Here is a 23785-nt window from a genome sequence, read left to right as displayed (position 1 = left end):
GCCGAGATCTCTCTGTCGGGCCATTCGTGGCCCACGACCGCTTAAGACGGTCTGCTCACCCCTCCTGGTGGTAGTTCTGCCGACTCGGGACAGCCCACATGCCCGCGAGTCAGGCTCTTCTCTTGCCCGCGTCGCTTCTACGATTGCTCGACGCGCGAGCTTTGTGAAACGCGACTGCCTGCTCGATAAGCCGCCGCTCGGTTAGCTCGAGCGCGGTCCACTGGAAACGACCACTCTCGACCGCTCGGCAGATATCGTCGGCGGACCAGTACCCGAGCGTCTCCAGCTTGCGATCGAGCGTTGGTGGCAGGCCGAGCGAACCGACCGGGTCCGCGTCCCAATTGAAATCCATCCGGGCGACGATTGGTTCCAGCCAGCGTACGACAACCAGGACCATCCCCAGGCACATCGCCAGCAACGACAACGTCGCCAGCAGCATACTCGGGAAGAGCGTCCAGTCTGGCCAGCCGGCCATTTGCGACACGATCAGCCAATTCCCGACCATGCCGACTGCCGCGAGCACCGCCCCACTCATCGTTGGGTGGTTCGCGATCAACCGCGGGATGCGCGGCGTGAACGGCTCTCCTGCGCGCTCTCGAAAGCGCGAATGTCGGTATAGATCGTACGGGCTCCGCTGCCAGTGCACGAGTGGCGCCGGCCTTCCATCGAGTGCGTATTCCACAAATTGGGAGCGTAGCGCAAGTGTAGCAGCGTCGCGTCCGAAACGCGCGGCCCCTGCGAGCGATGTACGCAGAATAGATACCAGCGCTGCGACCGCGAGAACGCGACGACGCGGCAGGGATGGGCCCATGCCGCGCCGTCGCTACCGAACAAATGCGTCGTGGTTAGCGGGACCAGCCGAGATCATCGATAAGCTCGACGGTCAACAGCCCTCGCGTGATCTCCTCGTCGGTGCCGACCTTGTCGGGCCACCACTCGAATCGCGCGTATTCGAACATCTGCATCACGACCTTACGGCCATCGGCGTTGGTCTCGCTCCACTCCTCGGAGATCGGCGCGCCAAAGGCTGCCTGGCCGCCGTTATGCTCCCAGTACCACTTGAACCCATTCTGCACCGAGTGTTGAGTGTCGGGAAAATAGATCGCAGACGATGTGTTCTGGAATGGATCGATCGGCAGGCTGGCCTTGTAGTCCATATGCGAGCGATCGCCGACGGGCGTTCGCGATACCGCGCCAGTTGCCGGATCGAGCGCAAGGATCGACCGCTCGAAGTACTGGACGTAGCGGATCGTGCCGTCGATGTCGACCTCACGGAAGAACTCGCTGATTGGCAACCCGAAGAGCCGCCAGCCACCGTTCCCCCACCAGTAATCGTTCAGCTGATTCGGCACGTTATGGCCGGTGACATCGAACCACGCGAACCGACCATCGTTCTTTGGCGCGGTCCAGTCCAGCGGAGGCCGCTGATCCCACCAGACGGTCGTGACGTCGCCAAACCCGGCGGCCGGCGCTGGTAGATCCCAGTGATCGGGCTCGAGCCACAGGAACGTGACGTTTACCCAGTCGGAACCGGGCATTCCCAACTCGGCGAACGCTCCGTCGCCGATGTCGATGCCACCGGGCGACCCGACGGTTCGACCCCAGCCATCCTTGCCGCCGTTGAAGTCTGCGTAAAACGCTGCCGCCGCCTCAGGGTAACCCTGCGGCAACGATGAGTACTTGCGTTTGCTCGATGGATCCCAGTAGTTGTCGTCGACATTCCACGGGCCGACATCCCAGACCGGGACGATGACTGTCTTGCCCTTGTACTCCAGCTTCACCTGGAACTCGTTACCGCCCCGGCTGGACAGAACACAGAAGCAAGGCAGCGCCACGAAGTGATCGTTTGGCTGAATTACATGCCCATTTGCCGTCGTAGACCCAACCAGACCCTCCTGATACCCATACACACGGTAGGTCGCGCCGCCCAGGTGCTGATACTGATCTACTTCATGGACATACTGGGCTGAGGGCGCGCCCTCTGTCGTCGTCTCCGCCGCAGCCGGGCCGCCGATCAACGCTGCCAGAAGAAGCGCTGTGCTGACCGCAAGCCAACGGTGTGACCGAAAGACTCGGTTCCCCATGCCATCCTCGTTCCTTATTACCCCATCGCGACGAGCCACGAGCCGACCCCGCATCGACCGCAATACTGCTGGGCTCGCTGTGAATAGATCGCAGCGTAACACGGAACTCTATAGCACGACAAGCGTGACACGATGGCACGAATTAGCATGAGAATCACGCATTGTGAGTCAATTGTGATGCATCCATGACGCAACAACGGAATGTCATCGCTCATCTGTGGGGCGATGGATGAAGGATCGCGCCTGATAGGAGCGTGACTCGCAAGTCACCAGCGCCGGTGTTGGCGTATCGATCATCCGTGCGCTGCGGCCGGCGTGCCGTCTGGTTGCCGGATCGTTGGCCGGCATGCCCGAGTGGACGCGAGTAAGCCGCCGGTCAGCCTCGTGGACTGACGCAGGGGGATTTACGACCCCGCGATCGGGCTCAATCCCCGGTTGGTCCAGCTCCGGTCACTGTCTGGTTGGCGCCGTTCGTGGCTTCCGGCTTTGCGCGACCCAGCTTGCCGGCCATGACCAGCGAGGCGAGGCAGTCCAGGATCGCGTGGACCCCGACATGCGCAGTGTTATCTGCCACATCGTAGGGAGGCGAGACCTCGACGATCTCCATCCCGACGAGTCCCTCGCTGGCAATATCGCGGATCATGCGGAACACCTCGCGGGGCAGCAACCCGCCCGGCATCGGGGTTCCGGTTCCTGGCGTAAAGGCCGGGTCAATCGAGTCAACATCGAACGAGATCCAGACTGCCTTCGCCTTCTGCCAGGCAATCTCCAGCGCGTATTCGATGACCCGCTCAACTCCAAAGCGATCGACATCATCGACCGTGATCACCGTCGCGTTGCGCTCGCGCGCGACCTTGAGCCCCTCTTTCGATCCTGTCCAGCCACCGATGCCGATCTGGACGAGATTCGTTGCCGGGGCGTTGGGAATATTCGTCGCATGGAAGAACGGCGATCCGTGCATCCGCTCGTCGATGCCGTATTCCGAGAGATCCGAATGTCGATCGAAGTGGATGATGCCGATGTTGCCGTCGATGAACGGCGCCAGCCCGCGGACGTCCGGATAGCCGATGGCGTGGTCGCCGCCGAGGACAATCGGAAAGACCTCGCGCTCCGCGGCATAGGAAATCGCCTTGGCGATCTGATCGAACGACTTTTCGAGGTTGGCCGGGATGACATTGATGTCCCCGGCATCGACGATCGTCAACGACTCGTTCAGGTCGACGCCGCGCTCCGGGTTATAGCCGCTGGAAAGCGACGAGATGCGGCGCATCGCCTGCGGACCGAAGCGTGTGCCAGGGCGGAAGGTCGTCCCGCCATCATATGGCGCGCCGATGATGACGACATCCTGCCCCCCGAGCTCGCGCATGTCCTCCAGGTGGTTGGTGTTCATGAAGGTGCCGGAGTTGAAGCGCCAGCGGCCCCGCGTGAACAGAGGCATGGTCCGATCGCGGATGCTCTCGGCCGACGGCAGACCGATTTCCAGCAAGTGTTGCTGGCGCTCTCGGGCGGTGGCGCCCTCCATTCGGGCCTCGGCCTCCATTGCCCACGTGCCGCGAAGGTCCTCGTGTCTGATCCGTTCAGCGGCGTCGCTCATCCTCTGTCCGTCCTCTCGGCTGCTTGCATATGGCTATTGGAGACTACACGGCCCAGCCGATCCTGTGAAGAGTCCCACGACGGGCGATTCGTGGCGTCCGGGCGACTTGACGCGCTGACGCATCGCGTCGACGATCGGGACACTCGCGAAAGGAACGCCGACAGATGACTACCGTTGATGTTTCGGCCGGGATCGCCGCCGAATCCACCGTTCCATTCTGGCCGATTCATAGCCTCTTGAACGTTCGGGGTTAGTCGTGGGCGAGGCATGGCGACGGGTGATTGCCTCCGGAGCTGTGGATCGACCGAATCCTCGTTGCGCCGGCCCCTCGCCGCGCCAGTTGGCCGCGGGCATCGATCTGTTCAACGAACGCCGCTTCTTCGAATGCCACGAGGTGCTCGAAGACATCTGGCGCGAGGAACGCGATCCCATTCGATACCTCTACCAGGGTATTCTCCAGGTCGGTGTTGGGTTCCATCACCTCCACAATGGGAACTACCGCGGGGCGACCCGTCTGCTCGCCGATGGCATTGATAAGCTCCGCCACTTTCAACCTGTCTGCCTTGGCATCGACACCGCCCGACTCGCTGCCGAATCGCAGACCTGCCTCCATCTCCTCGTCGCGCTCGGGCCCGACCGCGTCCGCGAGTTCCCGTGGCGTGAGGTTCCGACCGTCATCTACGAGTGACCCGCGCGACTTGCGTATCGGATCTGGCCGGCCCGGATCCATCGTGCCCCCTACCCCCTGCTTGCCGGCTCCTCTACACTTGGCGGTACGGACGCCGAAGAATGGGATCGGCGGCGCGCGATTGGCGCTCGCCATCATCAGAGGATTATGTTGACCGCGGAACACGACCGACAATCACGATCGCCGCAGCAGGCGCACCCGATCGATCGCGAGGCGCTCGCGCGCGAGCAGATCACCGAGTTGCGTGAGCGCCCGAACGGGCTGCTTCAGCCGTTGGCATCATTCGTCCGCTGGGAACTTGGCCGCCGGGTTCGCATGGGGCAGATCTCCTGGGATGACGTGCTGCGCGATGAAGTCGTGGATTCCGCTGTCGCCTCCGCGATGGCGCGCCTTCAGGAGCAGGGCGAGCCGATCCGCGATCTGTCATCCTATTTGCGCATCCGCGCCCAGGACATGATCGGACGTGAGGTTCGCCGAGTTGGTCTCGAGCGTCGCCAATATATCTCGCTCGACCAGACCATTATGTCCGGCGAAGAAGCTGAGGGTGGCGAGGATGTCCGCGTTGCCGACATCATTCCCGATCCAAATGCCCGGGAGCCCGAACAGATCGTCATCGACAACGAGACCCTCGCCTATCTGATCGACGTCCTGTCCGGCGTGCCGGATGTCTGGCGCACCGTCTTCCTCCAGCGCACCGTCCAGGAACGCTCCGCCCGCGAGGTAGCCGATCTCGAAGGGCTCGATATCGACGAGGTGCGCCGCATCACCATTCGCACTCGCGAATACCTGCGTGATCGCTACATCACCGAGTACGACGATCTCTTCGATCTCGACAGTTAGCCTCGGGTCGTCTGTCCGGCCCGGTTCCATTGCGCCCACGCCCCGCTCGCCTGTACGATCGCGGCGGAACGTTCGCGGTGAGATGAGGGAGACGTTCAGCATGAATCAGGCCTGGGTTGTCGAAGCAGTCACCACGATCGAGCGCGATTTCCAGCGCTCGGCCGACACGCATCTGATCCGGCTGGATCTGCCGGCCGCGCCGGGGATCGAGCTGTATATCAAGGATGAATCCACTCACCCGACCGGCAGCCTCAAGCATCGGTTGGCGCGCTCGCTCTTCCTCTACGCGATCTGCAACGGCTGGGTTACTGAGGGGGCGACGGTCATCGAGGCTTCCTCTGGCAGCACGGCTGTGTCGGAGGCCTACTTTGCGCAGCTTCTCGGGCTCCCGTTCGTCGCAGTCATGCCGCGCGGCACCTCGGCGGCCAAGGTGGCGCAGATTGCCTTCTATGGCGGCAAGTCGCACTTCGTCGATAACCCGGCCGAAATCTATAGCACCGCCGAACGGCTGGCTCGGGAGACGAACGGTCACAATATGGACCAGTTCACCTATGCCGAGCGCGCCACTGACTGGCGTGGCAACAACAACATCGCGGAGTCGATGTTCGCCCAGATGGGCCGCGAGCCGCACCCCGTCCCGCGCTGGGTCGTCACTGGGGCCGGCACCGGCGGCACCTCGGCGACGATCGGCCGCTTCATCCGCTACCAGCGCCTTGCCAGCCGGCTCTGTGTCGTCGACCCGGAGAATTCGGTCTTTCTCGATTACTTCGAGCATCGCGATCCGACGGTCACCAGCGGCAAAGGCAGTGGCGTCGAGGGAATCGGCCGGCCGCGCGTCGAGCCGTCGTTCGTGCCCGATGTGGTGGATCGGATGATCCGGGTGCCAAACGCCGCCTCATACGCCGGTATGCGCTTTCTGGAGACGAAGCTGGGTCGCAAGTACGGCGGCTCGACTGGCACCTGTGTCTACGGCGCGATGGAGCTTGCCGCCGAGCTTGCGGCGGCTGGCGAGACGGGCTCGATCGTCATGGTTGCCGGGGACTCGGGTGACCGCTACCTCGACACCTACTATGACGACGCGTGGCTGGCAGCCAACGGATACGATATTGCACCGTATCTCGCCCAGCTCGACGCAACCTACTCGACCTGCGTCTGGGCGTCGCCGCCATCCGGCACCAGCACGTAGCCGACCGCCGGCCGATTTTCGATCAGCGCGGGTTCGCCCAGCTTATTGCGCAGCCGGTTGAGCGTCACCCGCAAGATATGCGGTTCGTCGGCATACTCGGGCCCCCAGACCGAAGTGAGCAGCGCTCCATGCGTGAAGACTCGATTCGGGTGGCGGGCCAGCTGGAGCAGCAGCCGGAACTCGGTCGGCGTTACCCGTACCTCCTCGCTCGACCGCCAGACGCGCCGATCGACGACGGAGATGGTGAGCGATCCGACCTGGATGGTATCCGGCTCGCGCTCACGCGGCCGGCGACGCATCGCCGAGCGCGCCCGTGCCAGGAGCTCGTTGACCCGGAATGGCTTGGTGACATAGTCGTCCGCACCGGCGTCGAGCGTCGCCACAAGCGATTCCTCGTTCGCGTCGGCGGTGACGACGACGATCGGCACATCCCCGGCTGCTCGAATCTGGCGTACAAGCCCCCGGCCCGATCCGTCGGGCAGCATCAGATCCACCAGCAACAGGTCGGGCTGTCGTTCCGACCACAGCTGGAAACCGTCCGCTGCCGTCGCGGATGTGATGACGTCGAAACCTGCCTCTCGCAGGTGTCGCGCTATCAGCAGCTGGATATCGGGGTCATCTTCGACGACGAGCGCCAGAGTCCGCTCGCGAGGCTGTGTATCATCCATCCTCTGATCTCCTGCCCTGCTTCCCCTGCCCACCGAGATGATGCCTGTCGGAGTTGGGTTGTTGCCAGCGGTCCGGGGGTAGAATCGAAGCACGAGATTGCCGCGCCGGGCGGCGACGGGATGCCGGAGGTCGATGGAGATGCCCCATCAGTCCGACGCGCTCCTTGTCCTCCAGACACGCCTCCGCGAGCAGGGCCAGCGCCTGACGCCGCAGCGACTCCTCATTCTCGACCTTCTCCACGCTCGCGGCGATCACATGACCGCCGACGATCTCTTCGAGGCTGCCCGCTTACGGTGGCCCGATCTGAATCTGTCCACCGTCTATCGCTCGCTGGAGCTGTTTCGTGACCAGGGCCTGATCGCCGAAACCGACCTCGGTGACGGCCGGCGGCAGTTCGCGCTCCTCTCCGCGGACCGGCATCACCACCTCATCTGCCTTGCCTGCCATCGTGTCGAGGAAATCGGCGATAGCTACTTCGACGAGCTTCGTGCTGTGCTCCGCGCGAAACACGGCTTCGAGGCACGCATCGATCATCAGGCGATCTACGGGCTCTGCCGGGAGTGTTCCGAGGCGGAGGCTACTCGTTGATGCGCGTCCTTGCCGTCGATATCGGCTCGTCGTCGGTCCGTGCCGCGCTGGTCGATCGCGATGGGATCATCGCGCCCGGCTCACTGAGCCAGCTGGCGGTCGAGCTGGCTGTCGAGTCGGGTGGCCGCTCGACGATCGCTCTCGAACGCATCCGCGCGCTGACCGAGCAGGCGATTGACCGGACGCTCGCATCCCCGCCAGCGCGGGACGGCATCGCCGCAGTCGGTGTCTCAGCGTTCTGGCACTCGCTGCTCGTGCTCGATGCCGCTGGGCGACCGCTCACCGATGTTCTCACCTGGGCCGACACGCGCTCTGCCGCCGACGCTGTAGACCTTGCGACCCGGCTCGACGCCGAGTCGGTCCGCCAACGGACCGGCTGCCCGCTCCATCCGTCCTATCTGCCGGCGAAGATCCGATGGTTGCGTCGCAATCAGCCCGACCTCTTTTCCCGCGCGACCAGATTCGTCTCCTTGCCGCAGGCGCTCACAGCCGCGTGGCTTGGCGCCGACGCAACCTCGTCGTCGTTAGCCTCGGGCTCCGGGCTATACGATCGGCAGGCGGGGTCGTGGGATCGTGAGCTACTCGACCTGCTCGAAATCGCCCCCCAACAGCTAGGCACGATCCTTCCCGAGCCGGAGCTGCTGCCGCCGGTCGCGGGCGACTACGCCGACCGTTGGCCGGCGCTACGCGGTATTCACTGGCGCGCGCCGATTGGCGACGGCGCTGCGTCGAACGTCGGCGCGGGCTGTGTCCGGGCGGATCGTCTGACACTGACCGTCGGCACCTCCGGCGCGATGCGCCGCTGCCAACCGGGAGAGCCCGTCGAACCGACGCCCGATGGCCTTTGGCGCTACCTTCTCGATCGCCGTCACACCGTCACCGGTGGCGCGCTCAGCGAGGGCGGGAACATCCGCGCATGGCTGAGCGACACGTTGCGTTTGCCGAATGCCGAGGACTGCGAGATCGCGCTCCGCAAACGCGGGCCGGGAGATCATGGATTGACAGTCCTGCCGTTCTGGTCAGGCGAGCGCTCGCCCGGCTGGGCTGGCGACGCGACTGCCACGATCGCCGGGATGCAGTTGCACACGACTGCGGAGGACATCCTTCATGCGTGCCTCGAAGCGATCGCCTACCGGTTCGCGGCGGTCTACGATGCGCTATCCGTCGGCGGGGAGCAGATTGTGGCAACGGGCGGGGCATTGCTGGCCTCGCCGGCCTGGCAGCAGATAATGGCTGATGTCCTCGGCGTCCCACTGCTGGTGTCGTCCATTGGCGAGTCGTCGCTGCGTGGCGCGGCGTTGCTCGCCTGGCGTGATGTCCTCGATGAACAGGACGCGCTGACGACCCTCGACCCGGGTGGGACGGTCGTGCGCCCCCGGCCGGAGGCCCACCAGCAGTATCGGGAGCTTCGCGAGCGGCAAGCGCGCCTGTACAGTCGCGAGATGGGATCGCCAGCCCATGGCACGCGAGTCGCGATGAAGTAGTGCGACATGTCTCGCTGACCGCGCATACGCCCGGCCCGAGCGGTTGGGCATTGAAGATAGAGCACGAGTCGGTGCCGGATAAACAGGGAGAGCTACATGGCCAGAAACCCGTTGCAACAGCTTAGCGATTATGGGCAGAGTGTCTGGTACGACAACCTCAGCCGCGATCTGATCGAGGACGGCGGGCTGCAGGATCTCATCGATCAGAAGGGTGTCGTTGGGGTCACATCGAACCCGACGATTTTCGACAAGGCGATCTCGGGCTCCGATCTGTACGACGACCAGATTCTTCGCCTTGCTCGCGCCGGCCGGACGACGAACGAGATGTACGACGCGATCGTCATCCGTGATATCCAGATGGCGACCGACATCTTCCGCCCGGTCTACGACCGACACGACGACAAGTCCGCCGATGGATTCGTCTCGCTTGAGGTGGCGCCTTCGCTTGCGCATGACACAAACGAGACGATTGCCGATGTCCGCCGACTCTACGCCGCGGTCGACCGGCCGAATGTCATGATCAAGATTCCTGGCACCGACGAGGGGCTGCCGGCGATCGAGGAGATGATCTACGAGGGTATCAATATCAACATCACCCTCCTCTTCTCGCTCGACGCCTACCGCAAGGTTGCTGAGGCATATCTCCGAGCGCTCGAGCGTCGTCTGGAAGAAGGGAAGCCGATCTCTGACATCCACTCGGTCGCGTCGTTCTTCGTCAGCCGGGTAGACACCGAGGCGGACAAGCGGCTGCAGCAGATTATCGACGCCGAGCCGGAGAGCCATCGGGCTGGGGAGGCGAAGAGCCTCCTGGGCACACTGGCAGTCGCCAACGCTAAGGTTGCCTATGCTGCCTTCCAGGAGATCTTCGGTTCCGAGCGGTTTGCGAAGCTCGCGGCTCAGGGCGCCCGGGTACAGCGCCCGCTCTGGGCCAGCACCAGCACCAAGAATCCTGCCTACTCCGACACTCTCTACGTCGATGAGCTGATCGGCCCCGACACTGTCCAGACACTCGCGCCGGCATCGATCGAAGCGTTCGGGGATCACGGCCATCTGCGGCGAACGGTGGACACCGGGCTGGACGCGGCCGACGACGTCTTCCGTCGCTTTGAGTCGCTCGGCGTCTCCTACGACGACATCACCGACACGCTTGTCCGCGACGGGGTCGCCTCCTTCTCCAGATCGTTCGTCGATCTTCTCGACCATCTCGACGCAAAGCGCAACGCGTTCGCGACAAACATCGCCAGCCAGCGCCAGTCGGAGATCGGTCAGCTTGCCGGCGCTGTCGATGCCACGCTCGGGAAGCTCTCGGCCGACAACGTCCCGACCCGACTACAGCAACGTGACGCGACCCTCTGGGGGACCGACGAGAAGGTTCTGGCGTCGACGTCGACGCGGCTGGGCTGGCTGCCGGTTGTCCAGACGATGCGCACTCAGGCGAGGGCCGGCGACCTGGCCCGCCTGGCTGCCGAAACGCGTGAGCGACGCTTCAAGCACGCCGTGTTGCTCGGGATGGGTGGTTCGTCGCTGGCGCCAGACGTGTTCTCGCGGATGTTCGAGACAGCCGACGGCGCACCCGACCTACATGTCCTCGATACGACAAACCCCGACACGATCTCCCGCGTGGCGAGCAAGCTGGGCGACGATACCCTCTACATTGTCTCCACCAAGTCCGGCACCACCGTCGAGACGATGTCGCTGTATCGCTTCTTCTTCGAGCGTTCGGGTGGCGACGGGTCGCGCTTCGTCGCGATCACCGACCCCGGCACACCGCTCGGGAAAGAGGCCGGCGAGAAGGGGTTCTGGAAGCGGTTCGCGAACCCGTCCGATATCGGCGGGCGCTATTCCGCTCTCTCGTACTTCGGTCTCGTGCCTCTGGCTGTTCTCGGAGGAGACGTGGCCGGCTTGCTCGATCGTGCCGCCGACATGTTGCCGATCCACGATGCTCAGCATCCTGGAGTCTGGCTCGGCGCGGTGCTTGGCGCTGCCCGGCAGGCTGGTCGTGACAAGCTGACCCTCATCGCCGATCCTGCCTGGGCGCCGTTCGCCGACTGGCTGGAGCAGCTCATCGCCGAGAGCACCGGCAAGCACGGCACGGGCATCCTGCCAGTGATCGCTGAATCGCTCGACGATGCCTCCGATTATGGCGATGACCGGCTCTTCGTTCACTTCAGCTCCGGCGACGACGGCGACGCTGCGACGCTCGCCGAGAGCCTGCGCGAGGCCGGCCAACCGGTCGTCACCATCGATGTCGATGGCCCGCTCGCGCTCGGCGCGGAGTTCGTCCGCTGGGAGATCGCGACGGCCGTTGCTGGATTCATCCTTGGGATCAACCCATTCGATGAGCCGAACGTGCAGGAAGCCAAAGACGCGACCAACGCCGTGCTGAAGGGAGACGATGCCCCACGTCCGGCTACAACCGATGCCGTCAACGCCGCCTCCAGTGCCGCCGAGCTGGCGTCCCCGGACGGATATATCGCTATCCTCGCCTACGTCGACGCAACCGACGACGTGCGGGCCGCGTTGGCGCAGCTACGGACCGATCTCTGGCGTCAGACCGGCCGGGCCGTCACCCTCGGTATCGGCCCGCGCTATCTGCACTCAACCGGCCAGCTCCACAAGGGTGGGCCTGCGGACGGGACGTTCCTGCTGCTCGTCGGCACGCCGGAACACGATCTCCCGATTCCCGACGCAAACTATTCGTTCGGCGAGCTGTTCGCCGCGCAGTCTGCTGGCGATGCAGCGACGCTTGCGAAACATGGCCTGCCGCTCGTGCTGGTCGGGCTGGGGACAGATGTTCGCGCCGGAGTTCAGGCGATCGCGGCCGGCGCGCGGAGCCAGCCAACGCCAGCCGACGACTGATCGACACGACGCGCACCCGGAACGGGTGTTAAGGAGGAACCATGGATATCGCCATCATCGGGCTTGGCCGCATGGGCGGGAACATGACGCGACGCCTGATTCAGGACGGTCATCGTGTTGTCGTCCACAATCGCAGTCGCGAACCGATCGACGAGCTCGCCACCGAAGGCGCAGATCCTGCCTATTCCCTTGAGGAGATCATCGGGAAGCTTGCCGCCCCTCGCGCGATCTGGCTGATGGTCCCGGCCGGCCAACCTGTCGACGACTATATCGACCAGCTCATCCCCCTGATGAGTCCGGGCGATGTCCTGATCGATGGTGGCAACTCCCGATTCACCGACTCGATCGCGCGTCACGACCGCGTCACCGCCCATGGCATCCACTACATGGACGCCGGCACCAGCGGCGGCATCTGGGGCTTGCAGGTCGGCTACTGCCTGATGGTCGGTGGCTCGCCCGAAGGGTTCGCTATCATCGAGCCCGCCATCAAGTCGCTTGCCCCGAAGGACGGCTACCTTCACGTCGGCCCGAGTGGATCAGGCCATTATGTCAAGATGATTCACAACGGCATCGAGTACGCGATGTTGCAGGCCTATGCCGAGGGCTTCGAAATACTTGAGCGTTCGCGATACGACCTTGACCTGCGCGCGATTGCGGATCTCTGGAACCATGGCTCGGTTATTCGCTCCTGGCTTCTCGAGCTCGCCGAGCGTGCGTTTGCCGAGGATGCTCATCTGGAGTCGATTCGCGGGTATGTGCAGGATTCCGGAGAGGGGCGCTGGACGGTCTTCGAGTCGATCGACCTCGACGTCGCTGCGCCGACGATCTACCTTGCGTTGGCGACACGCTTCGCCTCACGCCAGGAGGACCTCTTCTCGAACAAGGTCATCGCCGCGCTCCGTCACCAGTTCGGTGGTCATGCTGTCGTCGAGGAGAGCGGGCCAACACCCCAATAGGCCAGCGAATTCGGGAGGTCTCTGCCTCCCGATAGCTACGTGTGAGGACCGGGTATGTCCAACGTCAGCACTGTCGTCTCCCAACTAGCCAAGCCGCAGGTCAACCCGCTCCGCGAGGGCCTGCTGATTGAACGCGTGCCGGCCCCATGCATCATGGTTATCTTCGGCGCATCCGGAGACCTTACCCGGCGCAAGCTGATTCCGGCGCTCTACAATCTCGCCCTGGAGCGGTTCTTGCCGGTGGGCTTCACCGTCGTCGGCTTTGCCCGCCACGAAGACGATGATGAGTCGTTTCGCAAGAAGATGCGCGAGGCAGTCGATGAGTTCTCGCGCCGCACACCGGTCGATGAAGCGGTCTGGGAATCATTCAGCCAGGGGCTGTTCTATGTCACCGGCGACTTCACCCAGTCGGACGCCTACGGCCCGTTAGCGAGCCGGCTGACCGAGATCGATGGCCAGCGCGGCACGCTTGGCAACCGTATGTTCTACCTCGCGACGCCGCCGGACTTTTACGACGGCATCATCGAGATGATCGGCCAGCATGACCTCAACCAGGGGTCGGCCACCTCGTGGCGGCGCATCATCGTCGAGAAGCCGTTTGGGCATGATCTTGATTCCGCCGAGCACCTTAACCAGGTCGTCAACCACGTCTTCAACGAACGCGATGTCTACCGCATCGACCACTACCTCGGCAAAGAAACGGTGCAGAACATCATCGCGTTCCGCTTCTCGAACGGTGTGTTCGAGCCGATCTGGAACCGCCAGTACGTTGACCACGTCCAGATCACGGTCGCCGAATCGATCGGCATCGAGGGACGCGGCGGCTACTACGACGAAACCGGCGCGCTCCGCGATATGGTTCAGAACCATCTGATGCAGCTTCTGACGCTCGTCGCGATGGAGCCGCCTGTCGCGCTGACCGCCGACCCGGTTCGCGACGAAAAGGTCAAGGTGCTGCACGCCGTCCGGCCGATCAACCCCGACCTCGTTCGTCGCTTCACCGTCCGTGGCCAGTACACCGCGGGATACACCGACGGTGAGGCTGTTCCCGGATATCGAGACGAGCAGAAGGTCGCGTCGGATTCCCAGACGGAAACGTACGTCGCGCTGAAGCTGTTCATCGACAACTGGCGGTGGGCTGGCGTTCCGTTCTACCTGCGCACTGGCAAGCGCATGCCTCGCCGCGTGAGCGAGATCGCCATCCAGTTCAAGCGCGCTCCGCATCTGCTCTTCAGCGCCAACGTCGCCGACGAGCTGGAGCCGAATGTCCTGGCCCTCGGGATTCAGCCAAACGAGGGGATCGCGCTGACCTTCGGCGTCAAGGTTCCCGGTCCGATGATGAATCTGCGATCGGTCCATATGGGCTTCGACTACGGGGCCGCGTTCAACGTCCAGTCGCCCGACGCCTACGAGCGTCTGCTGCTGGACGCAATGCTCGGCGATGGCACGCTCTTCACTCGACGTGACGAGGTTGCGGCAGCCTGGAATGTCGTGACGCAGATCCGCGATGGCTGGGACAAGATGGGCGCAACCGAAATCGCCACCTACGAGGCCGGGACGTGGGGGCCGGACGAGGCAGAGAAGTTCCTCACGATGGAGGGTCGCAAGTGGCGGCAACCGTAAAGCCATGAGCACCGCACATGCACACCGGATCGACGTCCGCGCGGGCGCCGAACGCGAGGTCACCGTCGACCAGATCGTTGGCGAGATGTCGCGCCTCTGGGGCGATATCTCCGCTGAGGTCGAACAGGAGACCGGTCAGATCCCGCTACGAACCAGCATCCTGACGCTCATCATCATCGCCAGTGGCGAGTCCGAGATCCGCATGGCCCACGAGACGCTTCACGAGCTGATCGAGCAGCTCCCATCCCGGGTCATCGTTGTCGAGATCCACCCGGCCGGGTCACCGTTCGATGCCAGCGTGTCTGGCCACTGCCGGCTCCATGGCACGGGGCGAACCGCCTGCTACGAGGTGATCGAAATCCATACACCCCCCGAGCGGCTTAGCGCCGTGCCGAGCATGATCGCGCCGCTCGAGCTCTACGATGTCCCCTCGTTCATGTGGTGGGTCGGTCAGGTTGATTTCAGCTCACCCGAGTTCAGACGGCTGACGCCGGTTGTCGACCGGGTGATCATCGACACTGCGCGCTTCGACTCCGCGCGGGACGCCTTCTCCGGATTCGAGCGCTTTCTCTACGAAGGCGAATCAGGCTGCACTGGGACCGATCTCGCCTGGGCGCGGGTGACGCGCTGGCGCGAGGCGATCGCCCAGGCGTTCGACCACCCCGAGACGATCGGTCTGTTGCACGCGATCGAGTCGGTTGATCTGTCCTACGATCCGAGCGCCGAAGCTCAGGCGCTTCTGATCCTCGGCTGGCTCGCCTCACGGCTGGACTGGAACCTCGCGCCTGCCGATGCCGACGGCACGTCGCTCACGTTCCAGGCGCAGAGTGCAGCCGGTGGCGATATCGATATTCGACTCCATCGGCAGGCAAGCACGGGCGTCGGCGTTCGTTCTGTCCGAATCCTTGCTCGCCAGGGCGAACATAATGCCCGGATCAGCATCCGAGGACGAGCGCAGAATCTGGTCGTCACGTCGGTCGAATGGGCCGGCATCCCCCGGCAGGACCGCGTCGATCGCTTGCCCCGGCTGCACCTCAGCGATCTTATCGGGCAGGAGCTCCTCGTTCAGTCCCATGACGAGCACTATCACCAGGCTCTCTCGACGGTTGTCTCGGCTGTCTCGCTGCTAGGGCGCGCGCATGATCAGAAATCCTGAGGCTCGGCCAGAAGCACAGATCTTCAGGACCGTCGCACAGGCCCAGGAGGCAGCTGCGCACATCGTCGCGGACGCAGTACGGGCTGCCGAGCGCGACCGGCCATGTTCACTGTCGCTCTCCGGCGGCTCAACCCCGCGCGGGATGCACGAGGTGCTCGCAGGAATACCGGGAATCGACTGGTCGCGCGTTCATGTCTTCTGGGGCGACGAACGCACCGTTCCACCAGACGATCTGCAGAGCAACTACGGCATGGCTCGCGAGACACTCCTGTCGCGCGTCGCGATTCCCGAGGAGAACATCCACCGCATGCGCGGCGAGCTCGATCCGCATGAGGCGGCATCCCAATACGAGGCCGAGCTTCGGGATGTCTTCGGGGATCTGCCGGACGGGGAATTTCCTCGTCTCGATGTCGATATTCTTGGCATCGGCGCCGACGGCCACACCGCCTCGCTGTTCCCCGGCACCACCGCGCTCGATGAGCGCGCGCGTTGGGTGGTGGCCAACTGGGTGCCCCAGCAGGATACGTGGCGGATCACCCTCACCTATCCGGTTCTGAACTCAGCCCGGCTGACCCTCTTCCTCGCCACTGGCGCTGACAAGGCCGACCCCCTCTTTCGCATCTTCGGTCCCGACGTTGCCGACCGGCCCCCGTCGTGGCGCGTCCAGCCGGCCGGTGGCCGCGTCATCTTCGTCCTCGACGCCGCCGCTGCCGAAGGCGTCGAGCGCGCAAGGGCGGCGATGCGCTAGGGGCGTCGACGCGGCGCCCGGGTCGCGCCATTCGTATCCGGTTGGCAACACGACAGACACGCATGAGCTTGCGCCCGTGATCGCGCAACATCCCGATGGTGATTGATTTCGCGTATGGTCAGGGCTACGATCGACGCCGTCGGATGGAGGACGGTCAGGGAGGGGATGCATCATGGCTGATATTCGCACTCTGGTCGAGGGTCTGCACTGGCGGCAAGCCGGGCCGTTCCGCGGCGGGCGCAGTGTCGCCGTGGCCGGCCACACCAGCCAGCCGCTGACCTACTACTTCGGCGCCTGTTCCGGCGGTGTCTGGAAGACGGAAGACGGCGGCGCATCCTGGCTCAACGTGTCGGACGGCTACTTCAGGACCGCCTCGGTGGGCGCCGTCGCTGTTGCCGAATCCGCGCCAAACGTTGTCTACGCCGGCATGGGCGAGGCCTGCATTCGCGGCAATGTCACCCACGGCGATGGTGTCTATCGTTCGGACGACGCCGGCGAGAGCTGGCGACATCTCGGGCTGGAGTCGACACTCCACATCGCGCGCGTCCGCGTCCACCCGCATAACGCCGACCTGGTCTACGTGGCGGCGTTCGGCCACGCCTTTGGCCCGCATGAGGACCGCGGTGTCTACCGCAGTGCCGACGGTGGCGCGACCTGGGACAAGGTCCTCTATCGCGACGAGCGCACTGGCGCTTGTGATCTCTCGATGGATGCCACCAACCCGCGCACACTCTACGCCGCGATGTGGGAAGCGCAGCGCTCGCCCTGGTCGCTCGTTTCCGGCGGCCCCGGCAGCGGCATCTTCAAGACAACCGATGGCGGCGATACCTGGGTTGAGCTCACCGACAACCCCGGCTTGCCAAAGGGACTCAAGGGCCGCATTGGCATCACCGTCTCGCCGGCCCGCCCGCAGCGCGTCTGGGCAATCGTTGAGTCGAAGGAAGGCGGCCTCTTCCGTTCCGACAATGGCGGCGATAGCTGGACGCGAGTGAACGACAACCCGGATCTCCGCCAGCGCCCCTGGTACTACATGCACATCTTCGCCGACCCGGTCGACCCCGACACCGTCTACGTCCTCAACCTCGGCATGTGGAAGTCGGTCGATGCCGGCAGCAGCTTCACCGAGATCCCGACGCCACACGGCGACAACCACGATCTCTGGATCGACCCGGCCAACACGAAGCGAATGGTCGAGGCCAATGACGGCGGCGGCTGTGTGTCGTTCGACGGCGGGGTCACCTGGTCGAGCATCTACAACCAGCCGACTGCGCAGCTCTATCACGTCATCACCGATACCCAGTTTCCCTACCGCATCTACGGCGCGCAGCAGGACAACACCACCATCACGATACCGAGCTACTCCGACCGTGGAGCGATCACCGAGGACGATACCTGGCCGGTCGGCGGCGGCGAGTCGGGCTATATCGCCGTCCGTCCCGACAATCCGGATATCGTCTACGCCGGCAGCTACGCCACACGCATGACCCGCTACGATCATGGCTCTCGCCAGCAGGTCGATATCACCGTCTGGCCCGAAGACCCGATCGGCTACGGCGCGGAGTCGATGAAGTACCGCTTCCAGTGGACCTTCCCGATCGTCCTTTCCCCGCACGATCCGGATGTCCTCTACGTCACGGGCAACCACGTCTTTCGCTCGACCAACGGCGGTCAGGAGTTCGTCCCGATCAGCCCGGACCTGACCCGCGGCGATCCCGAGACTCTCGGCCCATCCGGCGGTCCGATCACCAAGGACAACGTCAGCACCGAGTTCTATGGGACGATCTTCGCCTTCGCCGAGTCACCGGCACAGCAGGGTGTACTCTGGGCTGGCTCCGACGACGGCCGGATTAACGTCTCCCGCGATGGCGGGGAGAGCTGGACCGATGTCACTCCGAGCGAGCTTCCAGACTGGTCGCTGATCAGCATCATCGACGCGTCGCCGCACGATCCGGCCACCGCCTGGGTTGCCGCGACTCGCTACAAGCTCGACGACTTTCGCCCGTACCTGCTACGCACCACCGATTACGGCGCGACCTGGCAGATGATCGTGAACGGCATCCCCGACGACGACTTCACCCGTGTCATCCACGAAGATCCGCGGGTCAAGGGGCTCCTGTATGTGGGGTCGGAGACCGGTCTTCATGTCTCCTGGGATGCTGGCTCGAATTGGCATCGCCTGTCTGGCGGGCCATCCAGCAATGGCCGGCGCGCGCTGCCGGTGGTTCCGATCCACGATCTGATCGTCCACGGCGACGACCTGATCATCGGCACGCATGGGCGCTCGTTCTGGGTGCTCGATGATCTCGCCCCGATTCGTGACTGGCAACAGCGCCGGGCCGGCGAACCGGCAACACTCTTCCCGATCCAGACGGCGTATCGCATTCAGGCGCCGCCATCCTGGGGGCTGTCGAGCACTGTTGGCTACAAGGGATATCTGACAACCGGAGGCAGTCAGGCGATGGGGATCGTCCGCGCGGCCGAAGACGGAGGAACCCGCTTTGAGCTGCTGGACGCGGGCGAGAATCCCGCCATCGGGGCGTCGATCTATTACGATCTCCCCGGCGACAAGCCGGCTGAGACGCTCGCGCTGAGCTTCTGGACTGCCGGTGGCGAACTGATCCGACGCTTCTCGCTGGCCGATGATCAGTCGAAGCAGCCAGCGGAGATGCGGCTGCGCGCCGAGCCTGGCCTGCACCGTTTTGTCTGGAATATGCGCCATCCCGACGCCACGCGGATCGAAGGCGCAGCGCTCTCGCTTTATTGGGGTGGCAGCACAATCGGCCCGGTCGTTGCCCCCGGCACCTACGTAGCGCGCCTTGAAATAGGCGACAAGGAGTACCGTCAGGCGTTTGCGGTTGAGCGGGACCCGCGCGTCGATGCGACGGATGAAGATCTCGTTGCCCAATGCCAACTCCTGCTCCAGATTCGCGACAAGCTCGGCGCGGTCCATGACGCCGTCCTCGCCAGCCGCCGGTTGCGTGAGCAGATCACCGCCTGGTCGGCCCGGCTGGACAATGCTGGAAACGAGAATCTCGTCTCCGCGCTGGGACAAGCCAGCGAGCGGTTGCTGGTGACCGAGGGTGAGCTGGTCGAGTCGCGCTCGAAGGGTGCGGCGGACTCGTTCAACTTCCCGCCGAAGGTGAACTCGAAGCTCGCCTCGCTGCAGGGAACGGTTGCCTATGGCGACTCGCGCCCGCCGCAGCAGACCTACGACGTCTACGAGTTCCTCGCTGCACAGGCCGACGCGAACCTTGCCGTCCTGGCGAAGGTCGTCGACGAGGTTACCGGAGACCTGAATCTGCGGATTGCCGAGGCCGGGATACCGGCCCTCGGGTAACCTGCCTGTCAACCACATGCACAGCGGGAGGGGTGGCAAGCGCCACCCCTCCGCTGTGCCTCGTCCGAACTCGCTTATCGTCGTCGCTGCCGTGGGTCGAATGCATCTCGCAGTCCGTCGCCGACGAGATTGAACGCCAGCGCCGTCACGAAGATCGCCAGACCGGGGAAGAACGTCAGCCACCACGCGCCGTTCAGCAGCTCGCGCTGGCCGTCTTGCAGCATGTTGCCCCACGATGGCGTTGGGATCTGGACGCCCAGGCCGAGGTACGACAGGCTGGCTTCCAGGAGGATTGCGTAGGACAGCCACAATGTCGTCTCAACGATGATGATCGCCATCGCGTTCGGCATCAGGTGGCGCATGATAATACGTCCCGGCGGCGCGCCGATCGTCCGCGCGGCAGTGACATACTCCTGGTCGCGGAGCGACAGGAACTGTCCGCGGATGAGCCGGGCAGCGCCGGGCCACGATGTCACCCCGATCACGATGACCGTTGTCTTCAGCCCCGGCCTGAACAACGCCGCCGCGGAGATCAATAGCAAAATCTGGGGGATCGAAAGGAGGATGTCCGTAAGGCGCATGATCGATCCATCGACCCAGCCGCCGAAGTAGCCAGCTAGCGCCCCGAACGAGGTGCCGATCGTCATGACGATCGCGACCGCGACGAACCCGACCGATAGTGAGACGCGAGAGCCCATGACCAGCCGCGCATACACATCGCGTCCGTTCCGGTCGGTCCCCATCCAGTGCTGTGCCGACGGCGGCAGGTTCCGCGCGCCGGGCGTAATCTCCTTGTAGTCGTACCGGGTAATCAGCGGCGCCAGGATCGCGACGGCATACATGAAGACGATCACCGCCATGCCGACCACCGCGAGCTTGTTCTGCATGAATCGCCGCAGAACCAGACGCTGCCGCTTTGCGGGTCCCGCGCCGGCCGCGACGGCGTTGCCGATATCTCCCGTTCGCTCCATCATAACCGTCTCCCCTGAGCTATCGAGTCAACGACACGCGCGGATCGACGATGACGTAAAGCAGGTCGACAACGAGATTGACGAAGATCACGAAGGCGCCAGCGACGATCGTCACGCCGAGGATCACCGGATAGTCGCGTTGGGTAATCGCATCGTATGCGAGTGACCCCAGGCCTGGCCAGGCGAAGATCTTCTCGATGATGACGGCCCCGCCGAGGATGCGCGACACCTGCAACCCGGTGACCGTAATCATCGGGATCAACGCGTTTCGGAAGCCGTGGCGGAATAGCACCTTCCGGTCAGACAAACCCTTCGCGCGCGCCATCGTCATGTAATCCTGATTGATCACCTCAAGCATCGCCGACCGCATAAACCGCGCGAAGTAGGCGATCGATGGAAATGCCAGCACCGCGACCGGCATGATCGAATACCTGACTTTTCCAAGCAGATCTGCATTGGCAACATCAGTGCTGATCGCCGGCAGCCAACCCAGCTTCACGCTCAGATAGAACTGCAACAGCAGCGCAAGCCAGAAATTCGGTAATGCCAGCCCGATGAACGCTCCGACCGTCGTTGTGTTGTCCAGAAGGCTGTACTGTCGGGTTGCTGACAGGATCCCCAACGGGATCGCGATCATCAACGCGATTGCCAACGAAACGGCCTGAAGGACGACCGTCGCCTTCGCGCGTTCCTTGATCAGCGACAGCACGGGCTTGCCATTGAATGTGATTGCCCGGCCGAAATTCCCACGGGCGAGATTGCCGATGTAGATGAGGTACTGCACCGGGAGGGGCTTATCCAGCCCGTACTTCTTGCGCAGCTGCGCGACAAAGGCCGGGTCGGTCGTCTCCGGCGTGATCATCGCCCGAATCGGGTCGCCCGGCGCAATATGCACCAGGCTGAACATGATCAGGCTCAACCCCAGCAAGAGCGGTATTGCCCCAATGATTCGGCGGATGGAGTAGCCCAGGATACCGCTAGACACCGCTGCCCTCCTGGTTCCTTATCGTCAACGGGCTGAACGCACCGCGCCAACTCGCGTTTACTGTGTGGCATCCGGTTCGAGGTCGATGCTGGGGGTATCGAAGACGGGCCGCACTTGTGTTGCGATCTCGCGGCCCGCCTTCGGGATATCTAGCTCTTCTGGATGTAGATGTTTTCCAGCTCGGCGAACAGGCCGTTCGACAGATTGCTATCGACGTAGCCAGTGAACTTGTTCTTGACGACATGCAGGAATGGCCGATACCAGGAGAACGTTGCCGGCATGTCCTCGACGAGGATCTGCTGGATCTGGGCGTACAGCGTCTTCTGCTTGGCGATATCCAGCGTTGTTCGCGCCTCGTCGAACAGCTTGTCGAGAGCCGGGTTGCTGTATCCGGAGGAGTTCGACGAGCCGCCCGTCTGGAAATACGACGCCAGGTCGCCCGGGTCGATCGTGATCCCGGCCCCGACCATGCCGCTCTCGGCGACATCGAAGGTTCGCGCGATGACCTGATCGACTGCCGTTGCATATTCGATCACGACCGGGTCGATCTCCCAGCCCAGCTTCGAGAGCTGTGCCTGCGTATATGTGAGGAAGTCCTCACGAAGGACGTTGCCCTGATTGACCGTGAACTTGATCCCCGATGGCGCAGGGCCGGCCTGATCGAGCAGCTGCTTGGCCTTGTCCATGTCGTACGGATGTGGCGTCAGCGTCGAGTCATAGACGAAGTTGCCAGGCGCAACCGGACCAGTGCCGGGGGCGCCGAGGCCGTAGAGCGAGTCCTTGGAGAACTGCTCCATGTCCAGCGCGTAGGCGATGGCCTGCCGGACCTCCTTCTTCGCCAGATACTCGTTCTTGAAGTTGAAGATCCAACCATCCGGTGATCCGAATGGCGGCACCATCACCGCGAGATCGGCGTTCGCCTTCAGCTTTTCCGCGCCAGATGGGCTCGGGTAGACCGACCCGTCGATGTCGCCTGAGAGCAGCGAGTTGACCAGCGCTTGCGAGTCGGTGATCACCCGATGGGTGAACTTGTCCAGGTAGGGCTTCCCTTCCTGGTAGTAATGCTCGTTGCGCTCGCCGACGAAGTCGGCGCCGACGGTCCATGAGACGAACTTGAACGGTCCCGCGCCGACTGGCTTCTGGAAGAACGCCTCGGTCGAGGCTTTCGAGAGATCCTTGCCCGCGAGTAGCGCCTTCGGCAGTGGCCGGATGTAGTAGAGACTGAACAGGATCGACGCATCTGGCTCGGCCAGTGTCATCTCCAGCGTCGTCGGGTCGACAACCTTCAGGCCCGACACCTCGGTTGCAGATCCCGCGACGAACGCGTCTGCTCCCTCAATCGCCTTGTAGCGCGATTGACGGGGGCTGGCGTTCTTCTTGTCCAACATTGACTGGATCGTGAAAACGACATCGTCGGCAGTCAGCTTCGACCCGTCAGAGAACATGATGTTGTCATGCAGCTTGAAGGTGAGGGTAAGGTCCTTGATCTCCCAGCTTGCCGCGAGGCTGGGGCTTGGCTCGTAGGTCGCCGGGTCGAGCCGGACGAGCTGCTCGTAGATCAGGCTGCAGCGAAAATCGTCTTCAGACTGGCTGGCTGCGACCGGGTTAATCACGTTCGCTTCCCCGAGCGTGCCGATGAGAATGCTGCCACCCTTCGTCGGCGTGCCTCCGCCGGTTGTGGGCGAGCTACCTGGCGCGCTGGTTGCCGCGGCTGGCGCGGTTGCTCCGCCAGCGGGTTGCGTTGCGGCTCCGGCCGGCGATGTCGCGCCGCCCGAAGCGGTCGTCGCGGTCTTCTCCGTGCTGCTTCCGCCGCATGCAGCCAGTAGCCCTGCCGCGGCTGTTCCAGCCGTGGCGCCGAGGAATATCCGCCGCGAGAGCCGGCGGCCGAGAGCTGATTCCGTCCAGTCAGTCATCGTGGTTCTCCCCCATACCAACGTAGAAACAACCGCCTGCGTGGTTCACACCGAGGCATTCGTCTGGCATAGACACTGTAACGATACCTAGTTGACGCATTCGA

Annotated in this window: 18 protein-coding genes; 11 read left to right on the top strand and 7 right to left on the bottom strand. The window is 63.8% G+C overall.

Features of this window, described 5'->3' with window-relative positions:
• Positions 1–109 precede the first annotated feature (109 nt).
• From V9F06_11845 to V9F06_11835, 3 genes are all read right to left on the bottom strand, one after another.
• Positions 110–646: a hypothetical protein gene (locus tag V9F06_11845; GenBank protein MEI2618294.1), complete on the bottom strand. Its 537-nt coding sequence runs from the start codon at positions 644–646 to the stop codon at positions 110–112.
• Positions 647–845: 199 nt separating this feature from the next.
• Positions 846–2084 (bottom strand): SH3 domain-containing protein, encoded by a 1239-nt coding sequence (locus V9F06_11840; protein ID MEI2618293.1) that lies wholly within the window; start codon positions 2082–2084, stop codon positions 846–848.
• Between the two features lie 424 nt (positions 2085–2508).
• Complete coding sequence (locus V9F06_11835) at positions 2509–3678, bottom strand: agmatinase family protein (GenBank protein ID MEI2618292.1); 1170 nt, start codon at positions 3676–3678, stop codon at positions 2509–2511.
• A 256-nt stretch (positions 3679–3934) separates the two neighbouring features.
• Between V9F06_11835 and V9F06_11830 the strand changes: the two genes are divergently transcribed.
• The 3 genes from V9F06_11830 (at position 3935) to V9F06_11820 (ending at position 6392) form a co-directional block, all read left to right on the top strand.
• Positions 3935–4366, top strand: coding sequence for a DUF309 domain-containing protein (locus V9F06_11830; GenBank protein ID MEI2618291.1), 432 nt, complete (start codon positions 3935–3937; stop codon positions 4364–4366).
• Positions 4367–4516: 150 nt separating this feature from the next.
• Complete coding sequence (locus V9F06_11825; GenBank protein MEI2618290.1) at positions 4517–5206, top strand: hypothetical protein; 690 nt, start codon at positions 4517–4519, stop codon at positions 5204–5206.
• Between the two features lie 100 nt (positions 5207–5306).
• Complete coding sequence (locus V9F06_11820) at positions 5307–6392, top strand: PLP-dependent cysteine synthase family protein (GenBank protein ID MEI2618289.1); 1086 nt, start codon at positions 5307–5309, stop codon at positions 6390–6392.
• Here the strand turns inward: V9F06_11820 and V9F06_11815 are convergent.
• Entirely contained in the window at positions 6344–7060 is a 717-nt protein-coding gene (locus V9F06_11815; GenBank protein ID MEI2618288.1) for a response regulator transcription factor, read from the bottom strand. The two genes, V9F06_11820 and V9F06_11815, sit on opposite strands and share 49 nt — an antisense overlap.
• Positions 7061–7193: 133 nt before the next feature.
• Between V9F06_11815 and V9F06_11810 the strand changes: the two genes are divergently transcribed.
• The 8 genes from V9F06_11810 (at position 7194) to V9F06_11775 (ending at position 19812) form a co-directional block, all read left to right on the top strand.
• Positions 7194–7649: a Fur family transcriptional regulator gene (locus V9F06_11810; protein MEI2618287.1), complete on the top strand. Its 456-nt coding sequence runs from the start codon at positions 7194–7196 to the stop codon at positions 7647–7649.
• Entirely contained in the window at positions 7649–9133 is a 1485-nt protein-coding gene (locus V9F06_11805; protein ID MEI2618286.1) for a gluconokinase, read from the top strand. Before V9F06_11810 ends, V9F06_11805 begins: the two co-directional genes overlap by 1 nt.
• A 96-nt stretch (positions 9134–9229) precedes the next feature.
• Positions 9230–11992, top strand: coding sequence for a bifunctional transaldolase/phosoglucose isomerase (locus V9F06_11800; protein MEI2618285.1), 2763 nt, complete (start codon positions 9230–9232; stop codon positions 11990–11992).
• Between the two features lie 41 nt (positions 11993–12033).
• Positions 12034–12948 (top strand): decarboxylating 6-phosphogluconate dehydrogenase, encoded by a 915-nt coding sequence (gene gnd / locus V9F06_11795; protein ID MEI2618284.1) that lies wholly within the window; start codon positions 12034–12036, stop codon positions 12946–12948.
• A gap of 54 nt (positions 12949–13002) precedes the next feature.
• Positions 13003–14571 carry a glucose-6-phosphate dehydrogenase gene (zwf, locus tag V9F06_11790; protein MEI2618283.1) on the top strand — a complete coding sequence of 523 codons (1569 nt, stop codon included), beginning with the start codon at positions 13003–13005 and terminating at the stop codon, positions 14569–14571.
• A 4-nt stretch (positions 14572–14575) separates the two neighbouring features.
• Positions 14576–15727, top strand: coding sequence for a glucose-6-phosphate dehydrogenase assembly protein OpcA (locus tag V9F06_11785; GenBank protein MEI2618282.1), 1152 nt, complete (start codon positions 14576–14578; stop codon positions 15725–15727).
• On the top strand, positions 15711–16475 hold the full coding sequence (gene pgl, locus V9F06_11780) for a 6-phosphogluconolactonase (protein MEI2618281.1): 765 nt from the start codon (positions 15711–15713) through the stop codon (positions 16473–16475). The genes V9F06_11785 and pgl overlap by 17 nt, the downstream gene beginning before the upstream one ends.
• A gap of 172 nt (positions 16476–16647) precedes the next feature.
• The gene (locus tag V9F06_11775) at positions 16648–19812 is read left to right on the top strand and encodes a glycosyl hydrolase (protein MEI2618280.1); all 3165 of its coding nucleotides are present in this window, start codon (positions 16648–16650) and stop codon (positions 19810–19812) included.
• 74 nt (positions 19813–19886) lie between these two features.
• Here the strand turns inward: V9F06_11775 and opp4C are convergent, their stop codons facing one another.
• From opp4C to V9F06_11760, 3 genes are all read right to left on the bottom strand, one after another.
• Positions 19887–20786 carry an oligopeptide ABC transporter permease gene (opp4C, locus tag V9F06_11770; GenBank protein ID MEI2618279.1) on the bottom strand — a complete coding sequence of 300 codons (900 nt, stop codon included), beginning with the start codon at positions 20784–20786 and terminating at the stop codon, positions 19887–19889.
• 16 nt (positions 20787–20802) lie between these two features.
• A complete protein-coding gene (locus tag V9F06_11765) occupies positions 20803–21768 on the bottom strand; it encodes an ABC transporter permease (GenBank protein MEI2618278.1) in 966 nt (321 codons plus the stop codon).
• A 149-nt stretch (positions 21769–21917) separates the two neighbouring features.
• Positions 21918–23681 carry an ABC transporter substrate-binding protein gene (locus V9F06_11760; GenBank protein MEI2618277.1) on the bottom strand — a complete coding sequence of 588 codons (1764 nt, stop codon included), beginning with the start codon at positions 23679–23681 and terminating at the stop codon, positions 21918–21920.
• Positions 23682–23785 lie beyond the last annotated feature (104 nt).

This window comes from Thermomicrobiales bacterium, assembly GCA_037045155.1.
GTDB lineage: Bacteria > Chloroflexota > Chloroflexia > Thermomicrobiales > CFX8 > JAMLIA01.
The sequence above is the reverse complement of the archived record's forward strand: the minus strand, read 5'-3'. Positions and strand labels throughout refer to the sequence as shown.

What these genes read in the sequence shown, in the direction of transcription:
- V9F06_11805 (MEI2618286.1), top strand. Translation starts at nt 7,649, where the DNA reads ATGCGCGTCCTTGCCGTCGATATCGGCTCGTCGTCGGTCCGTGCCGCG.
- pgl (MEI2618281.1), top strand. Translation starts at nt 15,711, where the DNA reads ATGATCAGAAATCCTGAGGCTCGGCCAGAAGCACAGATCTTCAGGACC.
- V9F06_11800 (MEI2618285.1), top strand. Translation starts at nt 9,230, where the DNA reads ATGGCCAGAAACCCGTTGCAACAGCTTAGCGATTATGGGCAGAGTGTC.
- opp4C (MEI2618279.1), bottom strand. Translation starts at nt 20,786, where the DNA reads ATGATGGAGCGAACGGGAGATATCGGCAACGCCGTCGCGGCCGGCGCG.
- V9F06_11815 (MEI2618288.1), bottom strand. Translation starts at nt 7,060, where the DNA reads ATGGATGATACACAGCCTCGCGAGCGGACTCTGGCGCTCGTCGTCGAA.
- V9F06_11785 (MEI2618282.1), top strand. Translation starts at nt 14,576, where the DNA reads ATGAGCACCGCACATGCACACCGGATCGACGTCCGCGCGGGCGCCGAA.
- V9F06_11820 (MEI2618289.1), top strand. Translation starts at nt 5,307, where the DNA reads ATGAATCAGGCCTGGGTTGTCGAAGCAGTCACCACGATCGAGCGCGAT.
- V9F06_11775 (MEI2618280.1), top strand. Translation starts at nt 16,648, where the DNA reads ATGGCTGATATTCGCACTCTGGTCGAGGGTCTGCACTGGCGGCAAGCC.
- zwf (MEI2618283.1), top strand. Translation starts at nt 13,003, where the DNA reads ATGTCCAACGTCAGCACTGTCGTCTCCCAACTAGCCAAGCCGCAGGTC.
- gnd (MEI2618284.1), top strand. Translation starts at nt 12,034, where the DNA reads ATGGATATCGCCATCATCGGGCTTGGCCGCATGGGCGGGAACATGACG.
- V9F06_11760 (MEI2618277.1), bottom strand. Translation starts at nt 23,681, where the DNA reads ATGACTGACTGGACGGAATCAGCTCTCGGCCGCCGGCTCTCGCGGCGG.
- V9F06_11810 (MEI2618287.1), top strand. Translation starts at nt 7,194, where the DNA reads ATGGAGATGCCCCATCAGTCCGACGCGCTCCTTGTCCTCCAGACACGC.
- V9F06_11840 (MEI2618293.1), bottom strand. Translation starts at nt 2,084, where the DNA reads ATGGGGAACCGAGTCTTTCGGTCACACCGTTGGCTTGCGGTCAGCACA.
- V9F06_11835 (MEI2618292.1), bottom strand. Translation starts at nt 3,678, where the DNA reads ATGAGCGACGCCGCTGAACGGATCAGACACGAGGACCTTCGCGGCACG.